This is a genomic window from Microcoleus sp. S36b_A4 (assembly GCF_036700645.1).
GTDB lineage: Bacteria > Cyanobacteriota > Cyanobacteriia > Cyanobacteriales > Microcoleaceae > Microcoleus.
The window spans coordinates 22,107-31,992 of the sequence record NZ_JAUBPI010000074.1 but is presented as its reverse complement, the minus strand read 5'-3'; the positions used below and the strand labels follow the sequence as shown (position 1 = coordinate 31,992).

The window sequence follows — 9,886 nt, the reverse complement described above, 5'->3', positions numbered from 1 at the left end:
TTATGTTCAACTAAGCAAATCGAAAATTATTTTGCTCACTGCTGTTACTGTACCTCTTAGTCACGCAAAGTGCTGTAGATAACTTATTTTGAGCTAGATTATAAACAGGTGTACGTGAATCGATCGCTTCTAAAAGTGCGATCGCCTGTTGCCATTTACTTTGCGACTGCTGCCAAACTTCGATCGGATGAGGCGGTTTTTGCACAACCACAGCAGCTTCCATCGCCAATTTTTGAGCCGTTGCTAGACTTTCTGCCGCCTGTAAATTTTGCGCTACTGGAACCAAACTCGGGCGCAGTTGCAGCAAATCTGCTCTAGCTTGCTGATACCCAAAGCCGGGGAAGTTAGGAATTTTCTCTAAATTGGCGATCGTTTCTTTAAGTCGTTGATCGAAACTTCTGAGCAGATTTACATCGGTGGCTTTCCCTGCATTCTGCGTTTCAACTGCCAGTATTTTAGCTTGCTTCAGCGTTTCATTTCCCGATCGCATAAAGGCGATCGTCCCTACACCTGTCCCCAACACCAAAACCCCTAAACCTGCTAATAAAGCTGCGGGTATTTTGCGACTTCGCGAATTATTAACTTGATTGTTAATTCGTGATGGCTGTACCCTTCGAGTCTGACGAGATTGTTGCGATTCCGGTTCTGAATCCACCTCCAAATCCCAAGCCGGCAACTGCAAATCATCTGCTGCTGTTCCCGCTGTCAACTCCCTACTAATGGAAGCAATATTATGGCTATTTCCGCTGTAATACTTGTCAACCAAACTCTGCAATCCTGCCTGATATCCTTCTCCTACGGCCTGAAATCTCCACTCTCCATTCTTTTTATACAAACGACCAAATTCTACAGCAGTCTCTCGCGAAAAATTTTCTTTTAATTCATAGCGAACCAGTTCGCTTCCCGTATCCAAATTGGTAATTTTGATAAAAGCATTTTTGATATTGCTAAAATTGGCCTTGATTTTATCTGCTTCGTGAATAGTGACCGCAAAAGTTATTTCCTCAATTTCAGGATTAATTTTATCTAAAATAACGCCGTAAATACTCTTATTCTCTTGACCTCGGTTGTTTTTGTCAGGAATCGATTGCAGTACCGAACCGTCACAGGATTGCAGATTATTGTAAAAGATAAAATATTTATCGTTAGGTAGTTTGCCGTCAGCACCTAGCATAAAGGCAGAGACATCAATCTCGTAGCTTTGTCCTGCCTCTGTCGCCTGCCAACCGAGGGCGATCGCGATTTTTTTCAAACCGGGCGCTTCTTTAGAGATATTAAATCTCTCACCCTTACTTAATTGCATTGCCATCTGCTTATTTGTTAAAGATAAAAATTTATACTACTCATCTTAAGGTTAAGTGGCATAAGAAGTTCTTTAATTAATGAAATTTAACAGAGTTTCTCTAATCGCGGGCTTGATTAAAAATATCTGGTGTCTGTATCTGAATTTATTGAGATTTACTTAGAGAGAATTACCTAAGTGAAAACCGGGCTAGCTTCCCAAGCGGTTTCTACAATTGAACTGAATTTGACATTGGTTTGGAGCATTTTCAAAACTAGGTAGCAAGTTAACAAAGTTACCAAATGCTCCAGACGAGACTGTTCCGCTTCCGGTTCTGGCTTCACCTCCAACTCCCCAGCCGGGAACTGCAAATCATCTGCTGTGACCGCTGCCAACTCGTGATTAATTGGAGCAATATTATTACTACTTTAGCTGCAATACTTATCCACAAAACTCTGCAATCCTGCCTGATATCCTGCTCCTACCGCTTGAAATCTCCACTCTCCATTCTTTCTATACAAGCGACCAAATTCTACAGCAGTCTCTCGCGAAAAATTCTCTTTTAATTCATAACGAACAAGTTCGTTTTCTGTATCCAAATTGTAAATCTTGATAAAAGCATTTTTTATATTGCTAAAATTTGCATTAATTTTATCTGCTTCGTGAATAGTGACAACAAAAGTTATTTCCTCAATTTCAGCATTAACTCTTTTCAAGATAACCCCGTAAATCGTTTTATTCTCTTGACTTCTGTTGTTTTTATCCCGAATCACTTGCAGTACCGAACTGTCACCGGATTGCAGATTATTGTAAAAGATAAAATACTTATCGTTAGGTATTTTGCCGTCAGCACCTAGCATAAACGCAGAGACATCAACCTCGTAGCTTTGTCCTGCCTCTGTCACCTGCCAACCGAGGGCGATCGCCATTTTTTTCAAACCGGGCGCTTCTTTAGAGATATTAAATCTCTCACCCTTACTTAATTGCATTACCATCTGCTTATTTGTTAAACATCAAACTTTATAGCGTTCATGTTAATATTAAGTGGGACAATAACTTTTCTTCTTTAAGAAAACTTAATATTTTCTCTCTAATAGCGGGTCTCCTTAAAAATATGTGCTATTGCTCTCCGAATTTATTGAGATTTACTGAGAGAGAATTACGTAAACAAAAACCGGGCTTTCTAAAAAACCCGGTTTCAACAAGTGAACTTAATTTGACTCTAATTTTGAACATTTTCAGAACTAGGTGGCAGGGTAACAAAATTACCAAAAGCTCCAACTGTTTGATAGCTTTTTTTACCTAATTCAGTTGTGTAAATACTGACCACACCCAAATTCTGACGCTGCGTTGTATTGTCGAGCAAGCTTTCGATCGTGCCCCGCTGCGAAGTCAGCAGATTCTTGCAACTGCCGATCAAAGTATCTGTAATGCCGCCCAAAGCTTTCGGGACGCGAGAATCTTTGCACACAGTGCTTTCCAACTCGGTTTGGAGTACGCCGGAAGCATAAGTTAGGTATTGATCTCTCCCAGGATTTGTAAATGCCATGCCGGCGGCTAGAAGAGTCAGAGCCATCGCGACTTTTCCCACATTGCCGAAAAAATTAGAAGTTGGCTTCTTAGTATTCATTGTGTTATCAATATTCATTTTTTTTAGCCCCGTTGATTTATAAGGTTCTCTTGATTTAAACTACACCTCCTCCGAAACAGATTTCCGAAAGGAGGGGACAGTTTTCAGATTGGAGGCCAGTTGCGAGTAAGTCTCTCACTGGTTTATCTTTCTTTTACGTTTCCCCCTCCCTCAAATCCGGTAAATCTTCAACAAAACATTTAGCTGCTTCCCAGGCACAGCCTGGAAACGAGGAATTTAAACTTAGTTTCGCTTTGATTTTTGCCTCTCGATCTCCCGCTGCAATTCTTCAATCTGACGGCGCAAAGCCTCCGTCTCACTGTTAGGCGTTTGCGACTTGACATCAACCGCACCCTCAGCTACAGCCCGCTTGTAGTTCCCTAGCTTAATTTGGCGGTATTCCTCGGAACTGGCCCAGTCTCGCAAATACCGCAGGCGTTCCACCGGGAAAGGGTGACTCAGCATCACGCCTTGGCCGCCGTTGTAAAGTAAAAATTTATACACTTGGTTGAGATTGTCTCGATCGAGCTCTTGATAGTTGTCAGACTGGCGGATAAATTCTTGCAAACTGCATTGGTCAGCATATTTACTGCTAACTCCCGCAAGTTGCATCATCGTCTTCATCACACTGTTCAAGTCATCCGTCACCAACAAAGCCGCCCGATCCGCCGACAATTCAGCCTTGCGCCGCCACTCATAAAAAGCGAAAATTAAACCGCTACCGACCATATTTCCCAAACCGAAAGTCATCTCGCCAATTGTCGATGCGACGCTCATCGCCCACATCGCCATTTGATTTAAAGTTGGGTGGCCACATTTAATGTGTCCCAACTCGTGAGCCAAGACTACCCGCAGTTCGGCCTCATCCAACAAGTCTAAAAGACCCGTGTTTAATACTACATAAGGTTGGTTTTTTCCCAGGGCATAGCTGTTAACTGAGGGATTCTGAGAAACAAATAAACCCGGTTCTGGAAAAACATCTAAAGCCTGCACGCACTCCCGAAATATATGATAAATGCTGGCATATTGGCGAGGCCCGACTTGAATGCTATTTCCCATTAGGTAAACGAATTGCGGTCGTTCGTAGACAAATTCTACAAATTTGCTGGCAATTAAGTCAAATCCAGGTACGCTGCGTAACGCTTCCTCAGCTTGGCGATCGAGGGGATGCTGAAATGCTTCGCTAGAAATTCCAGTATAAGTAGGCATAGTTGTTGCAAAAGTTACATTTAAGATATCAGTAATGCCATCGCTGCTGGTGCTAGCTGGCGCCTGACTTATCAATGTTATCGCGACAAATATTGAACTGTTGTGGAACAGGGCGGAAAGCCTGTTCAAATTAGCGTTAAAATTGTGAATCTGGTACAGGCGCGATCGACAAACATCTTTCAGAGTGCCTGTGTATCGCCTCACCCAAAAATTGGAACGTACAAAAATGGCTATCCTGCAACTCGAAAACGGTACAACCTACACTCAACAAAGCGACATTACCCGAGAACTCGCTTCCTTAAACATTCAACTCAACCGCTGGCCCGTGGGTGACAGCGCTGAAATTCAAAATTTGTTAGCTAAAGATGCTCTTGACGACAATCAAAAAGAGCAAGTGCTGCAAGCCCTCGACGGCTACTTTCAACAACTCAAGGAAACGGCAGGCTATCAATCGCGAGACTTAATTGTACTGCACCCAGACATTCCCAACATCGACACCTTGCTGTCCAAATTCAACAAGTGCCACATCCACGCCGATGATGAAGTGCGCTACATCGTAGCAGGAGAAGGCATTTTTGGCTTCGTGCGGCCCGACGGCAGCCAAGTCGAACTCACAGTGCAGCCGGAAGAATTTATCAACGTGCCGACGAATACAGAACATTGGTTTTATTTGACAGCAGCCCGGAAAATTAAAGCGGTGCGCTATTTTACCACGCAAGAAGGCTGGACGCCGGAGTATACGGATACGGAAATTCGATCGCGTTTAGCTGCTGTTTAAATATGCCAGCTAAAGATAAGTTTCATGAACTCGTCAAAATTGCCCTCCAAAATCAGGATTGGACAATTACTCATGACCAAAAGCATCCAGGATACAAGCCCCCGGATTCATCCGTCCAGAAATAAAAAACCTGTATCCGATAAAGGAACCCCCCAATTTATCCCTGGGGTCAATGCTTGAATCTAAAATCTAAAATCTAAAATCTAAAATCGATTGATCCTTATCATATCGATCTGGGATTTGTGGATTTTTATATCGATCTGGGTGCAGAACAGTTATTAGCAGCGACAAAGGATAATGAAAAAATTGCGGTTGAAATCAAAACGTTTTTGGCACCATCGACGATTTCCGAATTTCATACCGCAGTGGGACAATTTATTAACTATCGGATTGCATTAGAATATGACGATCCAGAGAGAACTCTTTACCTGGCAGTTCCCTTAGATGTTTACACTAGATTTTTCAACTACTCATTTATTCAAAGGGTGATTGAACGCAATCAAATTCCGCTTTTAGTTTACGATACAGAAAAAAAGGAGATTTCTCAATGGATAAAGTAAGTTTGTATCGTCAACATATTCAGGAATTGCTAACTGAACGAGCTCATAGGCGATCGCCTAGCGATCCAGTTTCCAGCGAGACGATTTTCGATCTGGTAAGCGATCGCTATCAACTTGTAAATGTGGGTTGGAAAAACGGTAGCACTCGGATTTATGGCTGTGTGATTCATGTAGATATTAAAGATGGGAAAATTTGGGTGCAGCATGACGGGACTGAAGAAGCGATCGCCGATCAGTTAGTAGCACGATGTGTCCCATCCCAGGAAATTGTGCTAGCCTATCATGCACCTCATGTCCGACAATACACCGAATTTGCAGTTGGTTGATCCGCGTCAAATTTTGTGGTTTGAAGATCGCAAAATACTCAAAGCAACCGCCTCCGCCACCTTAATCCCATCAATTCCTGCCGACAGGATTCCACCCGCATATCCTGCACCTTCCCCAGCAGGATAAAGGCCTTCTGTATTCAAACTCTGATAATCTTCCTTGCGTTTAATCCGAATTGGTGAAGAAGTGCGCGTTTCCACCCCAGTCAAAACCGCATCATCCATCGCAAATCCTTTAATCTGTTTGTCAAAAGCCGGAAGTGCTTCGCGGATAGCTGCGATCGCATAATCTGGCAAACTTTCGCTCAAATCAGTCATCACAACTCCCGGCGTATAAGACGGCTGCACACTGCCTAGCGCGGTGGAAGGGCGATTTGCCAAAAAATCACCCACAAGCTGCCCAGGGGCGTTATAAGTGCCACCTCCTAACTCAAATGCCCGTTCTTCTAGACGACGCTGAAACTCAATTCCCGCTAAGGGATGACCCGGATAATCCTCCGGCGTGATACCCACCACAATCCCGCTGTTAGCATTGCGTTCATTCCGAGAATATTGACTCATCCCATTAGTAACAAGTCGCCCCGGTTCTGACGCAGCCGCCACTACTAAACCACCGGGACACATACAGAAACTATACACAGAACGACCGTTTTGGCAATGGTGAACCAGTTTGTAATCGGCGGCGCCCAAAAGCTTATGGCCCGCCCGATCGCCAAAACGACAGCGATCGATGATAGTTTGGGGATGTTCGACTCGAAAACCAATAGAAAATGGTTTTGCTTCGATGTAAACCCCGCGCGAAAACAACATTTCAAAAGTATCGCGGGCGCTGTGTCCCACCGCCAGAACTATATAATTAGTAGCAATATATTCTCCGCTGGCGAGGGTAAGTCCCTGCACTTTTCCATTTTCGATGTGGATATCTTCTACACGAGTTTGAAACCGAATTTCTCCGCCTAATGATTCTATTTGGGCGCGAATACTTTGGACAATTCCCACCAGTTTGAAGGTGCCAATATGCGGTTTATTAATATATAAAATTTCTGGTGAAGCTCCCGCATTCACAAGTTCCGTCAGCACCTTCCGCCCATAATGCTGAGGATCTTTAACTTGGCTGTAGAGTTTGCCATCGGAAAAAGTACCCGCACCACCTTCACCAAACTGAGCGTTAGATTCTGGGTTGAATTCTGCTTTTTTCTTCCAAAATCCAAAGGTGTCAACTGTGCGATCGCGAACTGCTTTTCCGCGTTCTAAAAGGATAGGGCGAAACCCCATTTGTGCCAGCATCAGGCCTGCAAACATACCGCACGGCCCTGTACCAATCACAATGGGGCGAATCGTCAAATTGCTGGGGGCTTTGGCTACCAAGCGATAACTCGTGTCTGGTGTTACTATCAAATGAGGATCTTTTTTGAAGCGCGCCAAAAGTTGCTTTTCCTGTGTCGTCTCTACATCCACAATATAGACAAGGAGGATTTCTGCTTTTTTACGAGCATCGTAGCTGCGCTTGAATATGGAATAGCCGAGCAATTCTTCGGGGGGAATTTGCAGCTTTTTGAGAATGGCGCTGGCGATCGCATCTGGAGGATGATCTAGGGGGAGTTTTATTTCGGTTATTCGTAACATATAGTGGAAGGAAGAAGGAAGAAGGAAGAAGGAAGGAAGAAGGAAGAATAAAAATCCCGAACAGAAGTATTATAACTATTTAACCGGGCATCCTATGGGCGATCGTCATTGGGCGATCAATTTTTAATTTTTGAGTTGATAATTGCAGAAGCGTTATAATAAACAAAAAATTAAGTTTTGTAAAGACCCTTGACTGCAACATTCACACCCAAAAACAGCCGCACCTGGCACGCTCTCAACCCCCTGTGGCAAGGAGCCGAAGAGGCAGTACAGAAGGGTTTGCCCCACACCAAGCTCGCACCGGCATGGCAAATACTGCTCCTAGGCGACGGTTCCCCCACCCGTCACCTGCAACTGCTGACAGGGGAACCCACAGAAGTAGATGTGATCGATATGTCTTTAGTTGGTGAAGACGCAGACGGCGCGCCCCAGCAAATTGTCGCGGTTCCGGGGCCGCGCCTGCGCCGCCAAGTGTGGCTGCGAACTGCTTCTGGACAGCGTTTAGCCTATGCGACTTCTTGGTGGGAAGCGAGCCACGTAGACGAATATTTACAAAATAAATCTTTGCCAATTTGGGCTAGTTTAGCGAGGCTGCGGACAGAATTGTATCGCGATGTGCAGGGCATTTATTGCGGTAATTCGGCTGCTTTGGAATCAGCGTTTGAAGAGTCGGGCCCTTTTTGGGGGCGGCACTATTTGTTTTGGCATCACGGGAAGCCATTGACTCTGATTTATGAGGTTTTTTCTCCTTATTTAACTAAGTATTTGGGGTCGATGCAATTGGATGTTGATTGAGACTGAGATATTGCACCATTATCAAGAACAGGCAAGATGCCTGTTCCACAAGAAAATTCACTCTTTGTGGAACAGGCATCTTGCCTGTTCTCAAGAAGAAGAGGAAAATAAGGAGGGTGTAGAACTGAAGCTTCTATTTATTTCATAGTTGTTCGACGAAATTTCACTCGCAAACCGTCGCGGGGATGCGGAGTCGGTACTCGGATTAAATTCAAATCTTGATCCGGTAAAAGCTCCCATTCAAACTCCCGAACAATCTTTGCCGCAAACAACTTCATCTCTAATCGCGCAAATTCTTTGCCCAAACATTCTCGCAAACCGCCGCCAAAGGGTACGTAGCTGAACGGTTTAGGCGATCGCTCCGAGCTAAATCGATCGGGGTCGAATCGATCGGGTTCGGGATAAACTGCGCTATCCTGATGCGTCTGATTGATTTCATAAAGTACGCTCCAACCCTTGGGAATTTCGTAGCCGCCGAACTCGCAAGCATTAATTACCTGCCGAAAACCGCCTCCCACCGGTGGAACCAACCGCAGCACTTCTCGCATAACCTGCTCTAAATAAGTCATTTGTTTGAGTTGTTCCAAGGTTAGCGGTTCAGTTGCGGGGAACTGCTGCTGTTCGGCCCGCACTTTTGCCATCACATCTGGATTTTGAGCTAGGAGAAGACAAAAAGAGGCGATCGCCGAAGTTAAAGTTTCGTGTCCCGCAAACAGCAGCAACAGCACTTGATCTTTTAACTCATCCAAACTCAAACTATTTCCCTCGTCATCGCGAGCCGAAATCAGCAAACTCAAAGCATCCTTGCCACTAGGGGTTCCTTGCTGGCGATCGCGAATAATTTTGTCCAGTTCGGCTAACAGTAAATTTCTGCCATTTTTAGCTTTGCCAAACCGAGTCCAAGGCACATCTAAAGGAATAGAAAATAAACCATCAGAAAACGTTTCAAAATAATGTCCCAGCGCCGTTTCCGAACCATTATCAATCCCTACTAACAACTTGCCCGCAACATCAAAAGTATAATTTCTCAGTTCGGGATACCAAGTCAGCGTTTCCATTTTGGCCCATTTTTCCAAATAGCGCTGAGTGATATTTTCCATCCCGCCGATGTAGCCGGCTAAAGCTCGCGGCTGAAACGCTTGGTACAGCAACTTGCGCCGATTTTGGTGGTTAGCACCCGTTTGCAACGCTAAGGAAAGTGGCCCTAAAAGCGCTTTCGTGCTGGGAGGCCAAGTCACAACAAAATATTGGTTTTCATTGCTTAAAACAAACAAATTCGCCTCTTGGCCACACACAAACACGGTAGGCTGTCCGAAAATGCTGGTTTTGAAAATATTTCCGTACTGCTGGTGGCGTTTTTTGGCAAATTGGGAATCTTGCAAAAAGTTGAGGGTATCGCCAATTAGGGGTAAACCGAAACTGCCGGGAGGTAATGCCATTTTAGATTTTAGATTTTAGATTTTAGATTTTTAATATGATATCAATTTTAGTTGGAGGGTGGGCAATACACACCGACAAATTTCTGGTAAAACAAGTTTTCTCTGTTGGTAGCCTGTAGGGTGCGTCTTTAAATTTTAAATTTTAGATTTTAGATTCTAGATTTTAGATTTTTAATATCATATCAATTTTAGTTGTCTAGTTCATATTGTCAACCAGACAAAATTCTGCTAAAATAACTTT

General features: G+C 44.1%; 12 protein-coding genes. 5 read left to right on the top strand and 7 right to left on the bottom strand.

Features of this window, described 5'->3' with window-relative positions; all coding sequences use genetic code 11:
* Positions 1 to 10: 10 nt before the first annotated feature.
* From QUA03_RS20985 to QUA03_RS20965, 5 genes are all read right to left on the bottom strand, one after another.
* Positions 11 to 1,309 (bottom strand): TerD family protein, encoded by a 1,299-nt coding sequence (locus tag QUA03_RS20985; protein ID WP_333214610.1) that lies wholly within the window; start codon positions 1,307 to 1,309, stop codon positions 11 to 13.
* A gap of 167 nt (positions 1,310 to 1,476) precedes the next feature.
* Entirely contained in the window at positions 1,477 to 1,677 is a 201-nt protein-coding gene (locus tag QUA03_RS20980) for a hypothetical protein (protein ID WP_333214608.1), read from the bottom strand.
* 33 nt (positions 1,678 to 1,710) lie between these two features.
* Entirely contained in the window at positions 1,711 to 2,277 is a 567-nt protein-coding gene (locus tag QUA03_RS20975) for a TerD family protein (RefSeq protein ID WP_333214606.1), read from the bottom strand.
* A 227-nt stretch (positions 2,278 to 2,504) separates the two neighbouring features.
* On the bottom strand, positions 2,505 to 2,930 hold the full coding sequence (locus QUA03_RS20970; protein ID WP_333214604.1) for a DUF4359 domain-containing protein: 426 nt from the start codon (positions 2,928 to 2,930) through the stop codon (positions 2,505 to 2,507).
* A 225-nt stretch (positions 2,931 to 3,155) separates the two neighbouring features.
* Entirely contained in the window at positions 3,156 to 4,121 is a 966-nt protein-coding gene (locus QUA03_RS20965; RefSeq protein ID WP_333084407.1) for a M48 family metallopeptidase, read from the bottom strand.
* A gap of 226 nt (positions 4,122 to 4,347) precedes the next feature.
* Here QUA03_RS20965 and QUA03_RS20960 point away from each other — a divergent pair, with 226 nt between their 5' ends.
* From QUA03_RS20960 to QUA03_RS20945, 4 genes are all read left to right on the top strand, one after another.
* Positions 4,348 to 4,899: an acireductone dioxygenase gene (locus QUA03_RS20960; RefSeq protein WP_333214603.1), complete on the top strand. Its 552-nt coding sequence runs from the start codon at positions 4,348 to 4,350 to the stop codon at positions 4,897 to 4,899.
* A gap of 2 nt (positions 4,900 to 4,901) precedes the next feature.
* Complete coding sequence (locus QUA03_RS20955) at positions 4,902 to 5,024, top strand: element excision factor XisH family protein (RefSeq protein WP_333214601.1); 123 nt, start codon at positions 4,902 to 4,904, stop codon at positions 5,022 to 5,024.
* An 87-nt stretch (positions 5,025 to 5,111) separates the two neighbouring features.
* Positions 5,112 to 5,459: an element excision factor XisH family protein gene (locus tag QUA03_RS20950; protein WP_333214613.1), complete on the top strand. Its 348-nt coding sequence runs from the start codon at positions 5,112 to 5,114 to the stop codon at positions 5,457 to 5,459.
* Positions 5,447 to 5,785 carry a XisI protein gene (locus QUA03_RS20945; RefSeq protein ID WP_333214598.1) on the top strand — a complete coding sequence of 113 codons (339 nt, stop codon included), beginning with the start codon at positions 5,447 to 5,449 and terminating at the stop codon, positions 5,783 to 5,785. Before QUA03_RS20950 ends, QUA03_RS20945 begins: the two co-directional genes overlap by 13 nt.
* A gap of 6 nt (positions 5,786 to 5,791) precedes the next feature.
* On the opposite strand, the gene QUA03_RS20940 is transcribed toward QUA03_RS20945, so the two are convergent.
* A complete protein-coding gene (locus tag QUA03_RS20940) occupies positions 5,792 to 7,411 on the bottom strand; it encodes an NAD(P)/FAD-dependent oxidoreductase (RefSeq protein WP_333214596.1) in 1,620 nt (539 codons plus the stop codon).
* Between the two features lie 189 nt (positions 7,412 to 7,600).
* On the opposite strand from QUA03_RS20940, the gene QUA03_RS20935 reads away from it, so the two are divergent.
* On the top strand, positions 7,601 to 8,206 hold the full coding sequence (locus QUA03_RS20935; protein ID WP_333214594.1) for a chorismate lyase: 606 nt from the start codon (positions 7,601 to 7,603) through the stop codon (positions 8,204 to 8,206).
* Between the two features lie 137 nt (positions 8,207 to 8,343).
* Here the strand turns inward: QUA03_RS20935 and QUA03_RS20930 are convergent, their stop codons facing one another.
* Positions 8,344 to 9,645 (bottom strand): cytochrome P450, encoded by a 1,302-nt coding sequence (locus QUA03_RS20930; protein ID WP_333214592.1) that lies wholly within the window; start codon positions 9,643 to 9,645, stop codon positions 8,344 to 8,346.
* Positions 9,646 to 9,886: the final 241 nt, after the last annotated feature.

Coding starts and splice junctions, on each gene's coding strand:
- QUA03_RS20985 (WP_333214610.1), bottom strand. CDS start 1,309: ATGGCAATGCAATTAAGTAAGGGTGAGAGATTTAATATCTCTAAAGAA.
- QUA03_RS20975 (WP_333214606.1), bottom strand. CDS start 2,277: ATGGTAATGCAATTAAGTAAGGGTGAGAGATTTAATATCTCTAAAGAA.
- QUA03_RS20970 (WP_333214604.1), bottom strand. CDS start 2,930: ATGAATATTGATAACACAATGAATACTAAGAAGCCAACTTCTAATTTT.
- QUA03_RS20965 (WP_333084407.1), bottom strand. CDS start 4,121: ATGCCTACTTATACTGGAATTTCTAGCGAAGCATTTCAGCATCCCCTC.
- QUA03_RS20960 (WP_333214603.1), top strand. CDS start 4,348: ATGGCTATCCTGCAACTCGAAAACGGTACAACCTACACTCAACAAAGC.
- QUA03_RS20955 (WP_333214601.1), top strand. CDS start 4,902: ATGCCAGCTAAAGATAAGTTTCATGAACTCGTCAAAATTGCCCTCCAA.
- QUA03_RS20945 (WP_333214598.1), top strand. CDS start 5,447: ATGGATAAAGTAAGTTTGTATCGTCAACATATTCAGGAATTGCTAACT.
- QUA03_RS20940 (WP_333214596.1), bottom strand. CDS start 7,411: ATGTTACGAATAACCGAAATAAAACTCCCCCTAGATCATCCTCCAGAT.
- QUA03_RS20930 (WP_333214592.1), bottom strand. CDS start 9,645: ATGGCATTACCTCCCGGCAGTTTCGGTTTACCCCTAATTGGCGATACC.